Below are 21,860 nucleotides of genomic sequence, written 5' to 3' on the forward strand. Positions count from 1 at the left end.
CCGACGCTCAGGCGGTCAGGGCGACAGCTTCCAGCGGATCGGAGTACACCGCGTCCAAGGACACCGCACCGGCCGCCTGTTGCTGCACGGTCGCACCCGAATGCGAGACCCGCACATCACGTTTCGCCGCGACCGAGGTGGCGCGGACAGCCTTGGCGACGACCGGCAGCGCGGTCGGGTAATCGGTGAACGCCTGGCCACCCAGGATGATGTGGTCTGGGTTGAAGATGTCGGCGACCAGTCCGATCGTGCGGCCCAAGATGGTGGCCCGCTCGGTCAGGATCTCACGGGCGGTCTCGTCACCGGAGCGGGCCAGCTCGTGCACATCGTCGATCTCGTTGACCGAAAGTCCCTGCGCGCGAGCCGCTTCGACGATGCCGGTGTCACTGACCGTCGGCTCCAGCCGGCCGGTGCCGCTGGGATCGAGCAGCGTCGTCGCGCCGACCGGGAAGTGGCCGACGACGGGCGGGCCTGCGGTCGGGGTGTGCACGGTGCCGCCGACGCTGAAGGCGATGCCGACCATCTCACGGGCATAGAAGTAGAGGAAGCTCGACTTGGACTCGTCGGTGGTAGACCCCTGCGGATCGACGACCAGCTCTGCGGCGGCCATCGCCTCCACATGAGAGGCGACCGACACGGGCAGGCCGAGGCTCTCCGCGATGATCCGGCCGACGGGAGCCTGCTCCCAGCCCAGACGGGGGTGATCGACGAGACCACCGGTGGCCACCCGGCCGCCGATCGCGACACCGGCCCACAGTACGCGGCGACCGGTCCAGCGGGCGGCGAAGCGCCGGGCCGACGAACCGATGGCGGCGAGCGTCTTCTCCGGGGTGTCCGCGACCGGGGTCGGGATCTGGATCGCGCCGACGACGCGATGCAGCAGGTCGTGGGTGGTGATCGAGGTGACCTTGTATCCGATGTGGATGCCCACGGTCAGGAAGTCGGTCACATTGATCTCGAACGGCAGCCGCGGCCGGCCGATGGCACCGGCGGGGGCGAGATCGGCGCGCTCACGGATCAGTCCGGCACGCAGCAGCGCACCGACCTGACGATTGACGGTCGAGATCGAGAGCCCGGTGGCCTCGGCCGCATCGTCACGGAACAACGGCCCCGACAGTCGAGCGGCGCGCAACACCAGGGCGGCCGGTTTCGTCGACAGCTCCAGATGCGGTGTGGCGACATGCACCGACGAGGCTCCCTTCGCCGTCAGACCGGAAACGCGGCGTCGCTGAAGGTCGGTGACCATGCGGGAGCCGTAGGCCAACGGTACGGCCTGGGGTGAGCGGGCGGCACCTCGAGGCGACGTACGGAGGGCGGTGGGACGGACAGGAGCAGTGGCAGTGCGTGCGGGCAGGATGGCAGTCATGGCGAGGTCCTCGTCGAATGTGCCGCGTCCGGCGTCGGACAGGCGGCAGGAATGGGCCGGAAAAGAAGGAGAGACCGACCCGGGAGAGAACCGAATCGGCGATCAGCGCATTCGACAACAACAGAGGACACGCGCGAGCGGCAGACGACAGCCCAACGCGGTGGTCACATAGGTGACCTCCAGGTGGCTACCGCGGGTGCTCGACATGCCGATCAAGCTAGCAACCCCAGCGCCGCGATGGCAACATGTTCCGATCGCGTCGAAGCCGCCTCCGGACGCACCGGATACGCAGGTCAGGGGCGTTCACCGGCGAGAATAGGCCCGGATGCGGCAGTGTGCGCCGGTTATGCGCACGGTGGGTCTAACCCCGGCGGCGCGACCTGGGAGTTGACCGCGATCGCGCACCCACGGATCACGACCGGCCGCCCACAGTGGAGGACCAGGCGCCGCGGACGGCTCGATCCTGTCGGTACCCGGTACTAGATTTGTGACCATGACCACATCTCCCACCACCATCGGCGACGCGACCACAGACGATTCCGAGTTCTTGCAGGTCAGCGAGCCATTTCGGCGTGAGATCATCGCGCACTGCTACCGGATGACCGGCTCCCATCACGACGCGGAGGATCTGACCCAGGAGACCTACCTGCGTGCCTGGCGCGGATACGGGAAATTCGACCATCGGGCATCGGTTCGCACCTGGCTGCACAAGATTGCGACCAACACCTGCCTCACCGCGTTGAGCAGCAACCAACGGCGACCGCTCCCCTCCGGGCTGGGCGGGGACTCGTTCGATCCCACCGACACCCTTCTGCAAGATCACGAGGTGCCGTGGCTGGAGCCGTTCGCCGGCACCGTCGACGACATCTCTCCCGGCGAGGATGCCGACCCGGCTTTCGTCGTCGGCGCCCGGGAATCGGTGCGGCTGGCATTCATCGCCGCGTTACAGCATCTGCCCGAACGGCAACGCGCCGTGCTGATCCTGCGTGACGTTCTGGGCTGGCGGGCCGCCGAGGTGGCCGACACCGTCGGCGTCACCACAGCGACCGTCAACAGTCTTTTGCAGCGTGCCCGCGAACAGCTCAAGACCGCACGCCCACACCGGGATGCGCCCGCCGCCCTCGCCGACGACACCCAACGTGAGCTGCTGGCCAAATACGTCTCCGCCTTCGAGCGCTATGACGTCGACGCCATCGTCGATCTGTTCACCGACACCGCGATCTGGGAGATGCCGCCCTTCACCGGCTGGTATCAGGGTCCGGAGACGATCGGGACACTCATTCGCACGAACTGCCCCGCCGAACGCGACGGCGATCAGATCCTGCTGCCCACGGTGGCCAATTCGCAGCCCGCCTTCGGTCTCTACATGCGCGGCCCGGACGGGGTGCATCGGCCCTTTCATCTCCAGGTCCTCGACGTGGGGGCCGACGCGAAGGTCGCTGGGGTCGTCGCCTTCTTCAGCGACACGATGACCGAGGATTTCGCGCGATTCGGATTGCCCGCCCTCCCCTACGACCAGTCACCTCCGGATCGCGAATAGTCCGCGCGCACCGCGTCGGGATCGAGCCACACCACCTCCCACGCGTGCCCGTCCGGGTCGCAGAAGCTGCGGCTGTACATGAAGCCGAGGTCGTTGGGCATACGCAACGCCGATCCGCCGCAGGCCAACGCGGCGTCGGCGAAGCCGTCGACCTCGGCACGCGAGGTGGCCGAGATGGCCAGCATCGTCTCCCGCCCGCTACCCGGTGGGGCCATCGGTCCGGCGGCATACCCCTCGAACCGCCCGCGCCGATGCAGCATCACCATGGCCGCATCGTTGATGATCAGGCATGCGGTACCGGCGTCGCCGACCATGTCGTCGAAACGCAGTCCGAGCCCGCGGAAGAACCGGCGTGAGCGTGCCGGGTCCTCGACGGGCAGGCTGATGAACAGCATCGGCGCCACGGATGACCTCCCTACGTGGTTTTCCGGTCTTCTCACGAGGTCTGACCAGCCCACGCGTCACGACTCATCGTGGCGGCGCATACGCTCACCGCATGGGTGTGATCTATCTGGTGCGACATGGTCAGGCGAATCCCTTCGCATACGGTGTCGCCGACGCCGACGCGGACATCACCAACGGCCCCGGCGGGCTCACCCGGGTCGGTGATGTGCAGGCCACGCTGACCGGCACCACCCTGGCCGGACAGGTCACCGGATTCACCGCGGCGATCAGCGGCGACCTGCCCCGTCAGACGCAAACACTGGCCGGAGTGCTCTCGGCCTTCGACGATCCGCCGACGCCGATCGTGGACGCGGACTGGAATGAATACGCGCTGCCCGCGCTCGTCGGCTCGGCCAGCGCCGAGCAGTATCACGACGGTGCCGCCTACCAGCGTCGGCTCGACGCCGGGCTCGCCGACTGGATCGCGGCCGGCGATGCTCATGCTGCGGACGGCCCCACCGAAACCCATCCCCAGTTCACCGGGCGGGTGGCCGCGGCCGCCGACCGCGCGGCAGCACTGGCCGGATCCGGACAGACCGTGCTGGTGGTGTCGTCCGCGGGGTCGATCACCCAGTGGATCGCCGCGCTGTGGGATATCCCGGCACCGCGCTGGCCGACGCTGGCACGCACGATGGTCAACGCGTCGGTGACCAAGTTGATCGTCGGCCGCAGTGGGGTGTCGGTCGTCTCCTACAACGAGCACGCCCACCTGGCCGACCGGGAAGGTGGGGTCGCCACCTTCCGGTGAGCCAGGCGGGCTGTCGGTGAACGTCGATCAAGCGCGGTGCAGATTGCTCCCCGGTCGGGTGAGCACGACATTCGGCAGGACCGCGAACCGCGACAGTTGGCTCACCGAATACGCGATGGTCGCCACGTCGTCGACGGTGATCATCTCGTCGCCGGGAATGGTGTCCTTGAGCCAGTCCGACATGTCGGTGTCGACGTAGCCGGGTGCGATCGTCGTCGCGCTCACCCCGTTCTCGGACTCTTCGAGGTTGAAGGTCTCGCACAGGGAGATGAGTGCCGCCTTGGTGGCGCCATAGGCGGACAGCAGCGGCTCGGGGTAGACACCGGTGATCGATGCCACCGCAATCACTTTCGCGGTGTCCCGCTCGCCCGCGGTAGACCGCAGGGTCGGCAGCAGCGACTGCAGCAGGATGTACGGGGCGCGCACGTTGACCGAGTAGAGCCGGTCGAAGCGGCGTACCGGAAGATCGGCGACCGCCCCCTTCTGGCCCATCCCCGCGTTGATGACCAGCGCGTCGCACCGCCCGAACGCCTCGGCGTGCGCGGCGGCCAGACCCGTGACAGCCTCCTCGTCGGTCATATCCGCCGGGATGACCTCGACCCGGCCGGCACCGCGCGCGCGGAGTTCCTCGGCGCGAGCCTCCAGTGCGTCGCGGCCACGGGAGCTGATACTCAGGTCCCAGCCGTCGGCGGCGTACCGCGCCGCGATGGCCGCGCCGATGCCGCGCGAGGCACCGGTGACCAGCGCGACCCGAGGTTGCGTTGCACTCATGACTACTTGTCCCCCTTGGTTGTCGAGCGGCTCAGCTGACGCAGACCGGCCGCGATGAATTCGCCGGTGGCCTGCGCGGCGTTCTCCGCACCGTCCCCCGACGATGCGCCTGCCAGGGCGCGGTGTGTGATCCCCTCGGCGATGACGCCGAGTTTGAGGTTTGCTAGTCCGAGGTAGAAGTCCCAGTCCCCCAGGTCCGATCCGGTCGCCGTCGCATAGCGCTGGGCCAGGTCGTCGGCGTTCGGGTAGCGATCGCTGGTCCACGCGGCGGAGAAGCCGAGCACCGTGTCGAACACCGGCGCGCGGTAGACGCACATGAGGGCGACATCGGTCAGCGGATCGCCCAGCGTGGACATCTCCCAGTCGACGACGGCGGTGATCCGGCCCGGATCGTCGGCGGCGATGATCGTGTTGTCGACGCGATAGTCGCCGTGTACCACCGATTCTCGCGATTCGGCAGGCACCCGTTCGGATAGCTCGCTGACCAGTTTGTCGACGTCGGGTAATTCGCGGGTCTTCACGTGGCCCCACTGCCGGGCCCACAGCTTGACCTGGCGGGCGGCGAATCCCGCGGGGCGTCCGAACTCGCCGAGCCCGACCGCGCGGAAGTCGACGGCATGCAGGTCGGCGAGCGTGCGCACCAGTGCGTCGACATTGCGTTCGACCCCGTCGTCCGACAGCGCGGCCAGGTCGTCGGCGGTGCGGATGACGGTTCCGTCGACGAATTCGACGACGGTGCAGGGTGCGCCGATCGTCGAACCGTCCTCGTCGAAGGCGACCGTGGTGGCCACCGGGACGGTGGTGTCCTGCAATGCACTGGTGACCGCCCACTCGCGGCCCATATCGTGGGCCGACGGGGTCAGCCCGCTGGTCGGCGGCCGGCGCACCACCCAGCGGGTGATGCCGTCGGTCACCGCGAAGGTGAGATTCGACTTCCCGCCACTGATGAGGTCGACGCTGAGGTCACCGGCCACCGCGACACCGTTGTCGGTGAGGAAGCCGCGCAGGACGTTCGCGTCGAGGGCCGATGTCAGATCGCTCATCGGGCACCGCCGGCGGTCGCCGCTTCGAGGGCGGCCTGTGCCTTACGGGCGCGACCCACCACCCGCCGGGCGATCGCCCAGCGGTGAACCTCGGAGGGCCCGTCGTAGATGCGGAATGGCCGTAGTTCCTGCGAAAGTCGGGCGATCGGCAGGTCTGCCGACACACCCAGCCCGCCGCACATCTGGATACTACGATCGGCGACACGCGAGTACGCCTCGGCAGCAAAGGTTTTGGCGATCGATGTCTCATTGGAGGCATGCCCGCCGAGGTCGAGCTCATGGCATGCCTTCAGCAGTAGGGCACGCGCGGCGGCCAGGTCGATCTCATTGTCGGCGACCATCTGCTGGATCATCCCGAGATCGCCGAGTCGGCCACCGAATCCCGCACGCCGGGCCACGTAGTCGACGGCGACGTCATGACAGCGGGTGGCAGCGCCGAGCCAGCGCATGACGTGTGTCATCCGGGCCGGGCCGAGACGGACCTGGGCGTAGCGGTAGCCCTCGTCCACGCCACCGAGCACATCGGCGTCGGGGACGAAGACGTCGACGAAGTCGACCTCGCAGTGGCCGCCGATCATGGCCTTGTCGATGGTGTCGATATGCCTGCGCACCGTGATACCGGGCGTATCGGCGGGTGCCAGGAACATCGTCGCACCGCCGCGATCGCCCGGCTGTCCGGTGGTCCGGGCCATGACGATATAGAACCCGGCCCCCTCGGCTCCGGTGATGAATCGCTTCTCGCCGTTGATCTTCCAGCCGCCGTCGACCTTGGTGGCCATGGTGCGCAACGCATCCGGGTCGGCACCGGCCCCCGGCGACGGTTCAGTCATCGCGAAGGCCGACCGCACCTCACCGGTGGCCAGTGGTGCCAGGTACTTATGGCGTTGCTCCTCGCTCGCGATGCGTTCGAGCATGTGCACATTGCCCTCGTCGGGAGCGCCGATGTGCAGTGCGACAGGCCCGAAGGTCGAGTAGCCCGCCGCCTCGAAGACCGGCGCGCGATCGCACATGTTCAGACCCTGCCCGCCGAATTCGACCGGCGCATGCGGGGCGAAGACACCGGCTTCCTTGGCCTTGGCGTTCATCTCCCGACGCAGATCATCGCCACCGGCCGCGGTGATGTCACCTCGGTTGGCGTCTTCGAGGGGCAGGACGTAGTCGCGAACGAATGTGGTGGTCTTGTCGACGAGGTCGACGACCTCGGGATCGTGGCGCAGGTCAATGGGCATCGCTGATTCTCCTCACGGTGCTGGCCGATCCGTACGCGGCGACACCGCGAGACGTAGATCAGGAAGTCGCCGACCGAGCGATCGTTCGGCAGGCCATACGATGCCAGCAGAAGTGACGCTGGTCAAGTAATCGTGAGCAGGCGCGTCCGATGCCGCTACCGCGCCACATGCCCGACGAGGGCCCGGGCCAGCTGCAGATTGCGGGCGATCAGCTCGTCGGGGCCGAGAATGCCGTCGAGTTTGAACCAGGTCGAGACACCGACGCACATGGTGGCGACTGCCCGGCTGGCATCCTTCGGGTATTCGGTGGTGAACTCACCCGCGGCGACACCGGCGAAGACGATCTCGTCGACCATCCGTTGTTGCCGGTCACGATGCCCGATGTAGTGGTCGCGATAACTGTCGTCGAGACTGCGGATCTCGGTCGACCCGACGAAGGCCTGCTCGCGCCGATACATGTGGAACCGCAACAGGGATTCGACCACCGCGTCGAACTGGGCCAGCGGATCCGGCCCGGCTTCGGCGATCGCCGCCTCCGAACGGGCCAGCAGATCGGTCATCGTGCGTTCGAGCAGCCCTTGCAGCAACGACTGCTTGGACGGGTAGTGGTGGTAGAGCCCGGGCACGGACAGATTGGCGCGCGCGGCGATCTCGCGAACCGAGGTGCCGTGATAGCCGTGTTCGGCGAATGCCGCGAGTGCCGCAGCGAGCGGGACGGGCAGTTCAGGCGCCCCGTAGTCGCGCCAGTGGCCACGGGGTTTGTCGCCCACGGCTCCCGCAACCGACGATTCCGGTGCCGACACGCCCGCATCCACCTCCTCAGCCTGACCAGTCGGAGAATCCGACATAGCTGCCTCCAACATAGCGTCAACCCTCGACGCCGGTGCGACCGCCACTCGCCGAGGGGCCACCGGTGATCAGCTCACCCGCCCCGAAGATGTCGGCCGGGGCGAGCAGCAGCCGAACACTGAGCTCGACGATCTCGTCGCGCGACATCGCCACCGAGCCCTCCACCCACGCCGCGAACAGACGGGTCAGCCCGCCGACCTGATAGTGCGCGACGGCGATAGCGGCCCCCGCTCCCAGCTCGCCGTCGAGTTCGATCACCCCCGACGCACTCTGCAGCGTCAGACCGGCGAACAACGTCGACGATTCGGCACGCTTGGTGGCGATCACCGGGCTCAGCAAGAATTCCGAGAACAGCAGCCGCCCCTTACGACGGTCCCCGTCGATGATGTCGACCATGGCCGCGACCGCACCCTTGACCTTGTCCGTCACGTCCTCGCCACGGTCGAAACCATCGAGCGCCGCCTCGGCGATCTCGTTGATCACCTCGTCGTAGACGACCGCGACCAGATCGTCGACCGATTCGAAACTCTCGTAGAAGTATCTGGCCGTCAGCTCCGCGCGGCGACACACACCGCGGACGGTGACCGGCGTCGGGTCGGCAGCGCCGAGCAGATCGAGTCCGGCATCGATCAGTGCGGCCCGGCGCCGGGCGATGCGGGCGTCGCCGCCCTCACCACCGTAGGCACGCAACTGGGCGCTCGTCTCGGCCGATGGGGACGTGTCATTCGTGGTCGTCGGGGTGTCGCTTCCCATACCCCTATCTTGACACTCTGCTGCTCAGCACGTTGTATGAAACAGGAAACGGACGTTCTCACAATTTTGTCTCAGGAGTACTCGGTGACTGATCAGGCCCTCACCAGCGACGACACTGCCAGCGTGGCGATCGACGACACCGCGGCCCCCACCAACGGGGCCATGCGGCCGGTCTCCCCGATCGGTACCGACGCCGTTCCCGCCGCCTTCGCCGCCGAGCGTCCCGATACCGAATATCTTCCGCCGGCCGCCCGGATGAGCCGGGCCGACCTCGACGCCCTGCCGCAGTACACCGAGATGATCGGTGTCGGGGTCCTGGCCGGCGCCGCGAACGTCATCATGCAGCTCGCCGTCCCGGCCGTCGGCTACGGCGTCTACGAGTCGAAGGTCGACAGCGGCAACCTGTTCAAACACCCGATCAAACGCACCCGCACCACGCTGAGCTACCTGGCCGTCGCCGCTCTGGGCAGCCCCAAGGACCGCAAGGCCTACCGCAAGGCAGTCGGCAAGGCCCACGCGAAGGTCCGCTCCGATTCCAACAGTCCGGTCGAGTACAACGCCTTCGACCCCAAACTGCAGCTGTGGGTCGCGGCCTGCCTCTACAAGGGAACCGAGGACGTCCTGCGGACCTACGGCAGCGAGCACCTCATCACCGAGGACCTCTACCAGTCGGGTGCCGTCTTGGGCACCACCCTGCAGATGCCGCGTGAGATGTGGCCGGCCACCCGCGCCGACTTCGAGGACTATTGGCACGACACCGTCGCAGGCTTGGAGATCGACCCGGTCATCCGGGATCACCTGATGTCGATCGCGCGGGTGGAGTTCGCCGGTCCGATCGTCTCGAAGCTGCTCGGCTGGTGGTTCGAGATCTTCGCGCTCGGATTCTTGCCACCGGAGTTCCGCGCCAAGATGAACGCGCCCTTCTCGCGTCGCCAACAGCGCATCTTCGACGGCAGCAACGCGGTGTTGCGGGCCATCATCAAGCGCCTGCCCGGTCCGCTGCGCACGTTCCCGTACAACCTGCTGCTCGCCGACGTCCGGTGGCGCATCCGCACCGGCCGACCGCTGGTCTGAGATTCTCGGACCACAGCGCTACGACAGTCGGCGTAGTGCCTCGCGGTCGAGGTCGGCGACGTCGGTGTGGCCGGATAGCCCGAGGGTCAGATCGAATTCGGCGATGATGTTCGCCACCGCGTCGCGCGCACCGTCGGCGCCCGCCAGCGCCAGCCCGTACATATGCGGGCGACCGATGCACGCCGCGTCGGCGCCGAGCGCGATCGCCTTGAAAACATCTGCGCCAGTATAGATTCCGGAGTCGATGAGCACCTTTATGCGGCCCTCGACGACCGGCGCGATGGCATCGAGTGCGTCGATCGAGGAGATCGCACCGTCGACCTGCCTGCCACCATGGTTGGAGACGATGATGCCGTCCACCCCGGCGTCGACCGCACGCCGCGCGTCGTCGGGGTGCAGGATCCCTTTGAGGACGATCGGCAAAGACGTTCGCCCGCGCAGGGATTCGATATCCGACCAGTTCAGCGACGGCCGCGAGTAGGTGTCCAGGAAGGTCTGCACGCCCGCCCGCGGCCGCTCGTCGACGAGGTTGCGCAGCAATGCCCCCGGAGTGTTGCGGGCGATCGAGAACAGGGTGGCGATAGCCCCGACGGAGATCTCCGGCCGCTCCCCGACCGCCGTCGCGATCCGGTTCGCGACCATCTCGGTGAACCGGCGATCCGAGGTGTACTGCGCGATTCCCTCGCCGCGCGCGAAGGGCAGCGACCCGAGGTTGAGATCCTGTGGCCGCCAGCCGAGCATCGTGGTGTCGAGGGTGACCACGATCGCCCCCGCACCCATCTGCTCGGCACGACCGATCAGACTGTCGACCAGTTCCTCGTCGACCGACCAGTACAGCTGAAACCACCGCGGCGCCCCGGATCGCACCCGATCCATCTCGGCGGCAACATCTTCCATCGGCACGCTGCCCTGGTTGGAGAAGATGTAGGGCACCCCGAGTTCGGCCGCCGCATGTCCGATGTGCCGGTCGGCATCGGGAGCGGCCAGCGCCCCCGCGCCGACGGGGGCGAACAGCACCGGCGCCGGCAGCCGGTGGCCGAACAGTTCGATACCCAGCTCGCGCCGGGATACGTCCCGGAGCACCCGGGGCACGATCGCCCACCGATCCAAGCTCTGACGGTTCGCCGCCATCGTGCGGCCCTCCCCGGCCCCGCCACCGATGTAGGCCCAGGCGCGCCGCGACATCGTCGCCCGGGCGTGGCGCTCGAGTTCGGCGAAGTCGGTCGGTACGCGTGGTGTGCGGCGATGGATGCCCGCGGAGTAGATCTCGTTCTGGCGTGCCCGTCCGTAACCCTGCGTCATACCCGGGATTCTGACACGGTTGTCACCGGATGGGTCCAGACCTCAGATGCTGAGGATCAGGGCGGCCCCGAGCGCGATCATGATCACCGCGACGACGGCGTCCAGCGCCCGCCAGGCCCGCGGGCTGGAGAAGAACCCCGACAGTCGGCCTGCGCCGTGCCCGAGCGCGGCGAACCACAGCACACTCGCCAGGCCCGCCCCCGCCGCGAAGGCCCACCGGCCGTCCCCATGACCGCTCGCGATCGCACCGAGGGTGAGCACGGTGTCGAGGTAGACATGCGGGTTGAGCCAGGTCAGCACCAGCGCGGTGCCGATCGCCGTCCACCGGCTCATCGGTTGGGCGGCCGCCGCCTCGATCGCCGCCGCTCCACGCGACGACCGCCGCGCCGCGAGTACACCGAGGACGATGACATACGCGCCGCCGAGCAGCTTCGCGGCGGTGACCAGATCGGGATGTGCGGCGACCAGGGCACCCAGCCCCGCGACACCGGCGATGATGAGCGCGAGATCGCTGATCGCGCAGACCGCGACGATCGCGGCGGTATGTGTGCGCCGCACCCCCTGCTGCAGGACGTAGACGTTCTGCGGCCCGATCGCCACGATCAGTCCGGCGCCGGTACCGAGTCCGGCGGCCGCGGCACCCAGGAATGTAGTCATGAACTCACCGTAGGAACAGCGCATTCATCAGTACAGCGAATGTTTCTTACCAATCATTAGACTGTCTTAGGTGGAGATCGGACTGGACGGCCTGCGCACCCTCACCGCAGTTCTCCGGGAGGGGACATTCGATGCGGCCGCGGCCTCGCTGCACATCACCCCGTCGGCGGTCAGCCAGCGCATCAAGGCGCTGGAGCTCCAGGTGGGTCGTGTCCTGCTGCGCCGAACCAAACCGGCGACGGCGACCGCCGACGGCGAAGTCCTCATCCGACTCGCCGAGCAGTGGGAACTGCTCGCCGCCGAGGCCCGGGCCGAACTGGTCGGCGATCCGGGCCCCGGCGGCGTCGATCGCCTCGACCGTCCCCGCATTCACCTACCGATCGCGTCCAACGCCGATTCGCTGGCCACCTGGCTGCTCCCGGTGATCGCCCAACTGCATCGCGATCACCCGGTCACCGTGGAGGTCCTGCGCGATGACGAGACCCGCAGCGCGACGTTGCTCCGGTCGGGTGATGTCCTCGGCGCGGTCACCTCCGAGCCGGCCGGCATCCGGGGTTGTGAACTGCGACCCCTCGGTGCGATGCGCTATCTGCCGGTGGCGACCCCCGAGTTCATCGACACGTGGCTACCCGATGGCCCCCAGACCTCCTCGCTCGCCCGGGCGCCGATGGTCATGTTCGATCGCAACGACCACCTCCAGCACCAGGTCGCCGCCACCATCGCGGGTGCACCGTTGAACCCGCCGACCACCTACGTACCGGCATCGGCCGAATACCACCGAGCGATCGAACTCGGGGTCGGCTGGGGTGCGGTGCCGGAGAGTCAGATCCGCGACGCGCTGGCCGCGGGCCGCGTCCACCGGATCAGCGACACTCACCACGACGTCCCGCTCTACTGGCAGTACTGGCGACTGAGTTCACCTCTCCTGCAACGACTCACCGAACTCATCGTCGACGCGGCCCGCGGACATCTCGTCTGAGGGGTCCGGCTCGGTTCCGTGCGCGCGGCGCGCCCGTGCGACATCGAGATCGATGATCTCGCCGGCATCACGCAGCGGATGTTCGATCTCGTCCTGCCACAACCGGGCCGCCAGGTAGCAGACGACCGCGACCGGCACCGGGAACAAGCCCGCGATGACGAACGTCGCCGTCAGCCCGATCACCTCCGAAACCGGGGCCACGATCGCCATCGAAACCGGCATCAGCGCAACCGAGACGAAGAAGTCAAGGCTCGCCATCCGACCGAGCATCGCAGGCGGCACCCGACGTTGAAGTAGCGTGCCCCACAACACCATCGGCCCGTCGAACAACACGCCGCAGGTAAAACCGGCGACCACAAACACCCAGGTCGACTCGGCGAAACCCATGATGATCAACGGTAGGCTCGACGCACCGAACAGCGCGAACATGACCGTCAGATAGCGACGTGGCATCGGCAGCGATGCGAAGACCAGCGACGAGAGCGCCGCTCCGACACCGAATCCCGCCAACACCAGCGAATGCTGCGAGGCGCCCGCCCCGGCTCGTTCACGGAGCGCGAAGGGCACCAGCACCTCGGTCGGCCCCATGACCGCGAGGACCAGCACGCAGGCGAAACCCAAGGTGGACCACAGCCACGGGGTGCGCCACAAGTAGCCGAACCCCTCCGCGATGTCGGTGATGGCACCACGAATCGGGCTGTCACGCATGCCGATATCGGCAATCCGCGGGTCACTCGGAGCCATCGACAGGTAGCACAGTCCCGAGATCACCGAGGCCACCGCGGCCAGCAACACGGCCGCCCCCGGATCGACGGCGGCGATCAGGGCACCCGCGATCATCGGACCGAGTGCCTGCAAGATGACCGGCCGCAGGATGCCCTCGACTCCGTTGGCCGCCTGGAGCTCCGACGGCGCGACCAGCTTGGGCAGCAGCGCGGAATAGGCCGGGTAGTACATGCCGACGGTGACCCCGCCGAGCAGGGAGGCCACCACGACATGCCACAACTGGAGTATCCCGGCGATCGCGGCGACACCCACCGCCGCGAAGACCGCCATCTTGGTGATCTCCAGCGCGATCATGATCTTGCGCTGCGAGACCCGGTCGGCGAGGACGCCACCGGCCAGCGTCGACACCAGCATGCCGACGGCTGCGGCGATCGTCGCGAACGACACCTGCGACGGACCGCCGCCGAGGTCGATGATCTGCCAGATCAGCGCGATCGCCCAGACGCCGTCGGCGAACATCGCGGCGATGAGTCCACCGAGCAGCAGCCGATACTGGCGATGCACGAACGGCATCAGCGCGCGCGGCAGGCCACGGCGCACAGATCGGTCCTCGGAAAAGCTCATCGGTCCAGCTTGCGCTCACGAGCGGGTCCGGAGCCAGCGAATTTCGCACACGGCGGGCGATGTCGACCGCAGCGTGACGGGCTCGGCCGACCCGCGACCGGGTGGCTCAGCTGGCCTTGCGCGTCGCCTTCTTGGCCGGGGCCTTCTTCGGCGTATCGGTAGAACCCGCAGTCTTCTTGGCCGGGGACTTCTTCGCGACCGCCTTTTTCGCGGGAGCCTTCTTCGCCGTAGTTTTTGTCGCCGCAGTTTTTGTCGCCGCAGTTTTTGTCGCCGGGGCTTTCTTCGCCGAGGCCTTCTTGGCCGGCGACGTTGGGGCCGAACCCGAATCCTCGGTCGACGCATCGCCGCCACGGTCCTTGACCGAAGCACGGAGCGCGGCGAGCAGGTCGGCTACCTCCGAGTCCTCGTCGACGCTCTCCTCTTCATCGACATCCGGGAATGCCTGCGACCCGTCGGATTTGGCCTCGATCAGCTTGGCCAGTTCCTCTTGGTAGGTGTCGGAGAACTCGGTCGGGTCGTAGTCGGCGGCCATCGTCTCGATCAACGACGCAGCCATCTGCAACTCCTGGTCACGGATGGTGACCTCCTCATCGAGGAACCCGAAGTCGGGTTTACGAACCTCGTCCGGCCACAACAGTGTCTGCAGGGTCATCACCCCGTCCACGACACGCAGCGCCGTCATCCGGGTGCGGTTTCGCAGGGTGAACGACGCGATCGCCAGCCGATCGGTCTCCTCGAGTGCCTTCGCGAGCAGCACATACGCCTTCGGCGACTTCGACGCCGGTTCGAGGTAGTAGGGCTTGTCGAAATAGATCGGGTCGACCTGGTCGGACGGCACGAACTCCAGGATCGAGATCTCCGGACTCTTCTGCACGGGCAGCGAGGACAGATCGTCCTTGGTGAGGATCACCGTGTCGCCGGATTCGGTCTCGTAGGCATTGGCGATGTCGGCGAACTCGACCTCGGTGTCGGTGCCCTCGCGAACGCGCCGATAGCGGATCCGGGTTCCGTCGGCAGAATCGACCTGGAACGACTTGCGGTCGTGACTCTCCGTCGCGGAATACACCTTGACGGGCACATTCACCAGGCCAAAGCTGAGATCGCCCTTCCAGATCGAGCGCATGCGCACCATTGTGCCATCCGCTGGTGTCACTCGTCGGCCGCAACGCAAGTAACTGTGGACAATGGGTGTCATGGCACCCGGCGACCCATCCGGCGGAAATCATCTCGACGTCGACGGTCACCGTGTGGCCGTCACGAACCTCGCCAAGGTGCTCTATCCCGCGACCGGCACGCGGAAGTTCGAGGTCATCGACTACTACACGCGGATCGCCGACGTCGCGCTGCCACACCTGCGCGGTCGCCTGATCACGCGCAAACGCTGGCCCAACGGCGTGACGTCGACGCCGTTCTTCGAGAAGGACCTCCCGGCAGGCACACCGGACTGGGTCGCCCGGCACGGAATCGAGCACGCCGAGCGGGTCATCACCTACGCCGTCGCCGATTCCCGGGCGACGCTGATCTGGCTCGCGCAGATGGCCGCTCTCGAACTGCACACCCCGCAGTGGCGGTTGCCGATCGGTCCGCAGGGTCCGCAGGCCAACCGGCTCGTCCTCGACCTGGACCCGGGCCCCGGCGTCCCGCTCACCGAATGCGCACAGGTCGCCTTCCTGATCCGCGATCTGCTCGCCGCCACCGGCCTCGACGCCTATCCGGTGACCAGCGGCGGCAAGGGCATCCACGTCTACGCACGTCTGCCCCGACCGGTCGCACCCGATTCCGCGCGCACCCTCGCCCGCGAGATCGCCAACCGGCTGGCCGACGAACATCCCGACACGATCACCGCCGTGATGGCCAAAACCGTCCGCGAGCAGCGGGTGTTCATCGATTGGAGTCAGAACAGCGCGTCCAAGACCACACTCGCTCCGTACTCGCTACGCGGGCGCGAACAGCCGTGGGTGGCCGCACCGCGCACCTGGGACGAACTGTCCGACGCCGACCTCGCGCAGCTGCTCTACACCGACGTCCTCGAACGCGTTGCCACCGACGGCGACCTCCTCGCCGGCCTCGATGACGACGTCCCCGGCGTCGAGACGACCGGCGGTGGACTACCCGGCGCGGACATACCCGGCGGCGAGGCCTCCGGACAGGTCGTCAACCTGCGCGCCTACCGGCGCAAGCGCAACGCCAACCGGACGCCCGAGCCCTTCGGTGACGAGAATCATCGTCGCCGGCTCGCCGAGATGCAGATGTCCGACCCCGACGACCCCCGGTCAGAAGCCCCAGACAGCCCAGACCCAGACAGCCCAGACCCAGACACTCGCGCCGATCCGATCTTCGTCATCCAGGAACACCGGGCCCGGCGGCTGCACTACGACTTCCGACTCGAACACGACGGTGTACTGGTCTCGTGGGCGATCCCCAAGAACCTGCCCACCGACCCCGACCAGAATCGGCTGGCGGTGCAGACCGAAGACCACCCGATGGATTACGCCGACTTCGAAGGTGAGATCCCGGCAGGCGAATACGGCGGCGGTCAGGTGCGGATCTGGGATCGCGGCACCTTCACCGTCGAGAAGTGGCGCGACAAGGAGATCATCGTCCGACTCTCCGGCGGGCGCATCCAGGGCCGGTATGCGCTGATCCGGACCGGCGAGCAGAACTGGCTCGCCCACCTGATGTCCGACGAGGTGCGACCGATCCTGCCGGACAGCCTCACCCGACCGCGTCCGATGCTGGCCACCGATGATCCGATCGACAAACTCGGCGACCGCGACTGGGCCTTCGAAGGAAAGTGGGATGGGTACCGAATACTGTTGCGCCACATCGGCGGGACGCTCACCCTCACCTCACGCAGCGGGATCGACATGACCGCCGACTTCCCGGAATTGCAGTCGGTCACCGAGAATCTCGGGCTCCTCGACGTCATCCTCGACGGCGAGGTGGTCGCGGTGGATTCGTCGGGGCGCACCAATTTCACGTTGTTGGCCTCGCGCAACAACACCCACGAGACGTACGCGCTCAAGCTGTATCTGTTCGACATCCTCTATCTGAACGGGTCACCGCTGCTGAACAAGCCGTGGTCGCAGCGACGGACGCTGCTGGAGGAACTGGCTCCGGCCTTCCGACAGTCGCCCTATGTCGAGGTGCCGCCACTGCTACCCGGGCCGGGTGCGGCGGCCGTCGCCCACAGCCTCGAACACAATATGGAGGGCGTCGTCGCGAAGCGACGCTCGTCGGTGTACCGGCAGGGTCATCGGTCGTCGTCCTGGCTGAAACAGAAGAACTGGAGCGACATCGAGGTCGTGATCGGCGGTTGGCGACCGGGGCGGGGCAACCGCGCGAACACGATCGGCTCGCTGCTGGTCGGGCTGCCCGAGGAGACCGGTCTGCGCTACGTCGGCCGCGTCGGCACCGGTTTCACCGACGCCGCATTGGCCACTCTCGCCGACGAGCTGAAACCGTTGCAGATCTCGCGGTCCCCCTTCCTCGACGTCATCGACCGGCCCGTCGCCTCAACCGCGTTCTGGGTGCTGCCCAAGATCGTCGGCGAGGTGCGTTTCATGGACTGGACCAGCAACGGCCACCTGCGTCACCCGACCTGGCGCGGGATCCGGCGCGACAAACTGCCCGGCGACCTGTAGCCGACACCGACCGACCGGGAGTATGACCATGACCGCTGACACCATCGTCGTCGAGACCCCCGACGGGCGGGCCGAAGCCTATGTGGCCCGGCCGGACTCACCCGACAGCGCCGATCTCCCCGGCGTCCTGTTCCTCACCGACGCGATCGGCCTGCGCCCCCAGACCCGCGCGATGGCCGACCGGATCGCCGGCTGGGGATATGTGGTGCTGGTGCCGAATCTCTTCTACCGGCACGGCTCCGCCGCCGAGGTGGCCCCGGCACATGACCTGCTCCTGCCGGAGGACCGATCGGCCTTTTTCGCCGCCGCCAAACCACGCATGCGCGCCCTGGCCGACGACCGCGGTGCCGTCGACCTGGAGTGCTACCTCGATGCGCTGCACACGTTGCCGGGCGTCGACGCCGGGCCGGTCGGGATAACCGGCTACTGCATGGGTGGCCGGCTCGCGCTGCTGGCGGCGCGTACCCGCCCGGATGCGGTCGCGGCGGTCGGTGTCTTTCATGCGGGCGGACTGGTCACCGACGATCCGGGTAGCCCGCATCTGCATCTGTCCCCGATCACCGCCTTCGTCCTGGCCATCCACGCCGACCAGGACGCATCACTACCTGCGGTCGCGGTCGCACGTTTCGAGCACGCACTGACGACAAGCGGGGTGACCCATCACGCGACTGTGTATCCAGGCGCCGCGCATGGGTACACCATGGCCGACACCGCGTCCTTTCACTACGAGGCGTCCGAACATCATTTCGCCGAGCTGGACGCTCTGTTCGATCGCACACTGCGGCACCATTGAGGTGCCGCAGAACACGCCGGGAACCCCCTCACCTGACCGGCGAGGCCAGCCGAGACTAACCTCGGGTGTGTCCGTGATCGTTCAGGAGTCTCCGTGTTCGTAGTCGCCCACATCAGCGACCTGCATTTCAACGGCACGCGGTTCAACCGCAGCCGGATCGAGTCGACGCTGGACTACGTCAACTCCTGCGCCGACGGCATCGACGCCCTGCTGATCACCGGCGACATCACCGACGAGGGTCGTCCCAGTGAGTATGTCGAGGCCGCACGCGTCCTGCACAGTCCGCTGCCGATCCTGCTGACCGCAGGCAATCACGACGTGCGCGAGCCGCTGAGCGCAACCCTGCTCGGTGCCGAGACCTCCGAACCGATCAACCAGTCACGGATGATCGCCGACGTGCTGTTCCTGGTAGTCGACTCATCGGTGCCCGGCCGCAACGACGGCTTCCTCACCGACGACACGCTCGCGTGGATGTCCGCGGAGATCGCCGCACACCCGGCAGACACCGACGTCCTGGTGTCCTTCCACCACCCACCGGTGGTGCTGCACATGCCGTTCATGGATTCGATCCGCCAGACCGGCGAAGACCGGCTGGCCGCACTGGTGGACAAACATCCGAATATCGTCGGTTTCCTCTGCGGCCACGCTCACACGCCCGCCGTGACCACCTTCGCCGGCCGTCCGCTGTGTATCGCCCCCGGGGTCTCGTCGACGCTGAATCTCCCGTTCGAGGGGACCGACGTCGTCAACACCGGTCAGCCACCGGGCATCGCCTTCCACATTCTCGACCAGGGCAAGCTGGTCACCCACTTCCGATCGGTACCCCAATAGCGCTGTGCTCCAAGAGAAGCCGCACCCTTCGGCCCAATGGCGCGCCAGTGTGCCGAGGGGGCCGACACGCGCCGTCACGGTGACGGGACGTATCGGCCCCACACGTCAGCGGGACACCGGCTCGGTGGGCTGCTCGACCACTCGCCCAACCGGACGGATCGTGGTCGTCGTCACCTCGTATACGCGGGCGGTGACGATGTCGAAGAACAGTCCGACAATCCGCACACGCGCCTCGGCCGCGGCGGGACCGACGAGCCGATGGCGGCCGAGATACTCCACCTGCTTGGCCACGTTGACCACCGCCAGCTGATCTACCCGACCGAAACCCAGTGCGGCAGCGGCGCGCCCGGCCGCATGCCCCTGCCTGAACGCGGCCAGCGAACCGACCCCGTGGCGCAGCCAGTTGCCGACGGCACCGTCGGGCAGACCGGCTTCCTCACTCGCGATCAGTGCGTTCATCGCCCCGCAGGACGAGTGGCCACAGATCACGATCGAACCGACGCCGAGTTCGGTGAGCGCGTATTCGATTGCCGCATCTACGGATTCCTCACCCGACTCGACGGCCGGTACCAGGTTCCCGACGTTGCGCACGGTGAACAGGTCACCCGGTCCGCTTGCCGTGATCACATTCGGCAGGAGTCGGGAATCTGCGCAGGTCAGGAACAGTGAGTCCGGATCCTGCCGTTCGGTGATATCAGCCATCGTCGCCGCGAGCGCGTCGGCATGTTCGGCATGATAGGCGTCCACGCCGCCGATGATCGAGCGCAACGACGCCGGATGCCGGTGCACATCGGCGGATTCGGCTCGGGATGAATGACGCCACGGCGTCAGCCCGACCAGCCCGGTGGTGTGCCTGCGCGGAGGACGCCGCGGAGCGTCCGCCAATCGCGCCTTTCCCTTCTCGACGACCAGCACCGTGCCGCCTCCCGACTCGTGTGCCCACCGGAAGTCCTCGAGCATCTCCGACGATGCGTGATCGAGGAAGTCGGTATCGAGTTCGAGGGTTAAGTGGGCCGCCTCGGGGACCCGCCCCAACGCCTTGTTCAGTTTGGGTAGCGACAGGAAGCTCAACGATCCGCGGATGGTCACCCGCCATTGTCGAGAACCCTCGGTGCCCAACGGTTCCGACGTGATCTCGGCGCGCACCACCCGGGCGACCACCATCGCCACCGCGACAGCCAACCCGATGGCGACCCCCTCCAGCAGATTGAGGAAGACCACCGCGGTGACGGTCACCGCATAGACCCACACATCACCGGTTCGCAACGCGCTCCGCATATGTGCGAGCTTGACCAGTTGCATCCCGATGACGACGAGCAGACCGGCCAGCGCCGCCCGTGGAATCTGTTCGACCAGCCCGGTCAGCACCACCGCGAACAACAGCACCCAGACGCCGTGCAGAATCGCCGATGCTCGGGTACGCGCCCCGGACGCCACATTGGTCGAACTACGCACGATGACGCCGGTCACCGGCAGTCCGCCCAGCATCCCGGACGCGACATTGGCGCTGCCCTGGCCGATGAGCTCACGATTCAGGTCGCTGCGCGGGCCGGTGTGCATCTTGTCCACCGCGACAGCCGACAGCAGCGACTCGACGCTGGCGATCAGGGCGACGGTCAGTACACCCATTGCGAAGGCGGCCCAATTCCCGGATGGCAGTTCCGGTAAGGCCAGGGCCTCGAAGAAGTTGCCGTCGATGGTGATCCGCTCGACGTCGAGCCGCAGAAGCAGCGTCATCGCGGTGGCCGCGACGATCGCGGCCAGCGGGCCCGGCACCTTACGTACCGATGCCGGCAGCGACGGCCAGAGCAGCATCACGGCCACGACCAGTCCCCCGACGAGAGCTTCGGACCATCCGATGTCGGCGAGTTGATTGGGTAGACCGACCAGGTTCTGCCAGGCGCTACTCGCCGAGTCGCCACCGAGCAGAACATGAATCTGTTGAAGCGCGATGGTGATGCCGATCCCGGCCAGCATCGCGTGCACCACAACGGGCGCAATCGCGAGCGCTGCGGTGGCCACCCGGCTCAGCCCGAATCCGATCTGTAGCACGCCGGCGCCGACGGTGATCGCACATGTTGTCAGCCAACCGAATTCGGCCACGAGCTCGGCGACCACGACCGTCAGACCGGCTGCCGGCCCCGATACCTGCAACGGACTGCCGCCCATCGCTCCGGCGACGATCCCACCGACGACCGCGGCGATGAGGCCGGCCAGTACCGGCGCACCCGACGCGATCGCGATACCCAATGACAATGGCAGGGCGACCAGAAAGACCACGAGTGAAGCCGGCAGATCGTAGCGCAGCGTCTCGCGGAAGTTCAGGGGCCCGACTCCCCTTTTCTCCATGACCCAACCGTACGGGCGTTTCGTTAACGCGAGAAGAACAGACAAATCGGACAGGGTGTGAGATATGTTTCACCCCTCCCCGAGACCTCGCATGCGCCACACCCACGAATCGACCCGACCTGGCCGCAAATCCTCAAC

General features: G+C 67.3%; 19 protein-coding genes. 7 read left to right on the forward strand and 12 right to left on the reverse strand.

What is annotated here, in order from left to right; translation table 11 throughout:
* Positions 1–7: 7 nt before the first annotated feature.
* Positions 8–1,186, reverse strand: coding sequence for an ROK family transcriptional regulator (locus QSJ18_RS00340; RefSeq protein ID WP_286324448.1), 1,179 nt, complete (start codon positions 1,184–1,186; stop codon positions 8–10).
* A 673-nt stretch (positions 1,187–1,859) separates the two neighbouring features.
* On the opposite strand from QSJ18_RS00340, the gene QSJ18_RS00345 reads away from it, so the two are divergent.
* Positions 1,860–2,906 carry a sigma-70 family RNA polymerase sigma factor gene (locus QSJ18_RS00345; protein WP_286324180.1) on the forward strand — a complete coding sequence of 349 codons (1,047 nt, stop codon included), beginning with the start codon at positions 1,860–1,862 and terminating at the stop codon, positions 2,904–2,906.
* Here the strand turns inward: QSJ18_RS00345 and QSJ18_RS00350 are convergent.
* Entirely contained in the window at positions 2,876–3,310 is a 435-nt protein-coding gene (locus QSJ18_RS00350) for a VOC family protein (protein WP_286324181.1), read from the reverse strand. The two genes, QSJ18_RS00345 and QSJ18_RS00350, sit on opposite strands and share 31 nt — an antisense overlap.
* A 92-nt stretch (positions 3,311–3,402) precedes the next feature.
* Here QSJ18_RS00350 and QSJ18_RS00355 point away from each other — a divergent pair, with 92 nt between their 5' ends.
* The gene (locus QSJ18_RS00355) at positions 3,403–4,098 is read left to right on the forward strand and encodes a histidine phosphatase family protein (RefSeq protein WP_286324182.1); all 696 of its coding nucleotides are present in this window, start codon (positions 3,403–3,405) and stop codon (positions 4,096–4,098) included.
* A gap of 27 nt (positions 4,099–4,125) precedes the next feature.
* Here the strand turns inward: QSJ18_RS00355 and QSJ18_RS00360 are convergent, their stop codons facing one another.
* From QSJ18_RS00360 to QSJ18_RS00380, 5 genes are all read right to left on the reverse strand, one after another.
* Entirely contained in the window at positions 4,126–4,869 is a 744-nt protein-coding gene (locus tag QSJ18_RS00360) for an SDR family NAD(P)-dependent oxidoreductase (protein WP_286324183.1), read from the reverse strand.
* Between the two features lie 2 nt (positions 4,870–4,871).
* Positions 4,872–5,912, reverse strand: coding sequence for a phosphotransferase family protein (locus QSJ18_RS00365; protein ID WP_286324184.1), 1,041 nt, complete (start codon positions 5,910–5,912; stop codon positions 4,872–4,874).
* Positions 5,909–7,141: an acyl-CoA dehydrogenase family protein gene (locus QSJ18_RS00370; RefSeq protein WP_286324185.1), complete on the reverse strand. Its 1,233-nt coding sequence runs from the start codon at positions 7,139–7,141 to the stop codon at positions 5,909–5,911. The genes QSJ18_RS00365 and QSJ18_RS00370 overlap by 4 nt, the downstream gene beginning before the upstream one ends.
* A gap of 155 nt (positions 7,142–7,296) precedes the next feature.
* Positions 7,297–7,989, reverse strand: coding sequence for a TetR/AcrR family transcriptional regulator (locus QSJ18_RS00375; RefSeq protein ID WP_286324187.1), 693 nt, complete (start codon positions 7,987–7,989; stop codon positions 7,297–7,299).
* Positions 7,990–8,008: 19 nt separating this feature from the next.
* Entirely contained in the window at positions 8,009–8,743 is a 735-nt protein-coding gene (locus QSJ18_RS00380; protein ID WP_286324188.1) for a TetR/AcrR family transcriptional regulator, read from the reverse strand.
* A 162-nt stretch (positions 8,744–8,905) separates the two neighbouring features.
* Here QSJ18_RS00380 and QSJ18_RS00385 point away from each other — a divergent pair, with 162 nt between their 5' ends.
* Positions 8,906–9,817, forward strand: a complete 912-nt coding sequence (locus tag QSJ18_RS00385) for an oxygenase MpaB family protein (RefSeq protein WP_286324449.1) — start codon at positions 8,906–8,908, stop codon at positions 9,815–9,817.
* A gap of 18 nt (positions 9,818–9,835) precedes the next feature.
* Here the strand turns inward: QSJ18_RS00385 and QSJ18_RS00390 are convergent, their stop codons facing one another.
* Together QSJ18_RS00390 and QSJ18_RS00395 are read right to left on the reverse strand one after the other, a co-directional pair.
* Entirely contained in the window at positions 9,836–11,119 is a 1,284-nt protein-coding gene (locus QSJ18_RS00390) for an alpha-hydroxy-acid oxidizing protein (protein ID WP_286324189.1), read from the reverse strand.
* A gap of 42 nt (positions 11,120–11,161) precedes the next feature.
* Positions 11,162–11,776, reverse strand: coding sequence for a LysE/ArgO family amino acid transporter (locus tag QSJ18_RS00395; protein ID WP_286324190.1), 615 nt, complete (start codon positions 11,774–11,776; stop codon positions 11,162–11,164).
* 70 nt (positions 11,777–11,846) lie between these two features.
* Here QSJ18_RS00395 and QSJ18_RS00400 point away from each other — a divergent pair, with 70 nt between their 5' ends.
* Complete coding sequence (locus tag QSJ18_RS00400; RefSeq protein WP_286324191.1) at positions 11,847–12,755, forward strand: LysR family transcriptional regulator ArgP; 909 nt, start codon at positions 11,847–11,849, stop codon at positions 12,753–12,755.
* On the opposite strand, the gene QSJ18_RS00405 is transcribed toward QSJ18_RS00400, so the two are convergent.
* Both QSJ18_RS00405 and ku read right to left on the reverse strand, forming a co-directional pair.
* Positions 12,693–14,105, reverse strand: a complete 1,413-nt coding sequence (locus QSJ18_RS00405) for an MFS transporter (protein WP_286324192.1) — start codon at positions 14,103–14,105, stop codon at positions 12,693–12,695. The genes QSJ18_RS00400 and QSJ18_RS00405 overlap by 63 nt on opposite strands.
* 106 nt (positions 14,106–14,211) lie before the next feature.
* Positions 14,212–15,228 (reverse strand): non-homologous end joining protein Ku, encoded by a 1,017-nt coding sequence (gene ku / locus QSJ18_RS00410; RefSeq protein WP_462475950.1) that lies wholly within the window; start codon positions 15,226–15,228, stop codon positions 14,212–14,214.
* Positions 15,229–15,298: 70 nt separating this feature from the next.
* Between ku and QSJ18_RS00415 the strand changes: the two genes are divergently transcribed.
* The 3 genes from QSJ18_RS00415 (at position 15,299) to QSJ18_RS00425 (ending at position 19,373) form a co-directional block, all read left to right on the forward strand.
* The gene (locus QSJ18_RS00415) at positions 15,299–17,749 is read left to right on the forward strand and encodes an ATP-dependent DNA ligase (protein WP_286324195.1); all 2,451 of its coding nucleotides are present in this window, start codon (positions 15,299–15,301) and stop codon (positions 17,747–17,749) included.
* Positions 17,750–17,777: 28 nt separating this feature from the next.
* A complete protein-coding gene (locus QSJ18_RS00420) occupies positions 17,778–18,542 on the forward strand; it encodes a dienelactone hydrolase family protein (protein ID WP_286324196.1) in 765 nt (254 codons plus the stop codon).
* A gap of 93 nt (positions 18,543–18,635) precedes the next feature.
* Positions 18,636–19,373 (forward strand): metallophosphoesterase, encoded by a 738-nt coding sequence (locus QSJ18_RS00425; protein ID WP_286324197.1) that lies wholly within the window; start codon positions 18,636–18,638, stop codon positions 19,371–19,373.
* Between the two features lie 105 nt (positions 19,374–19,478).
* On the opposite strand, the gene QSJ18_RS00430 is transcribed toward QSJ18_RS00425, so the two are convergent.
* Positions 19,479–21,722 carry a bifunctional SulP family inorganic anion transporter/carbonic anhydrase gene (locus QSJ18_RS00430; RefSeq protein WP_286324199.1) on the reverse strand — a complete coding sequence of 748 codons (2,244 nt, stop codon included), beginning with the start codon at positions 21,720–21,722 and terminating at the stop codon, positions 19,479–19,481.
* Positions 21,723–21,860: the final 138 nt, after the last annotated feature.

The sequence above is a fragment of the Gordonia heveisoli genome (assembly GCF_030315745.1).
Lineage (GTDB): Bacteria > Actinomycetota > Actinomycetes > Mycobacteriales > Mycobacteriaceae > Gordonia.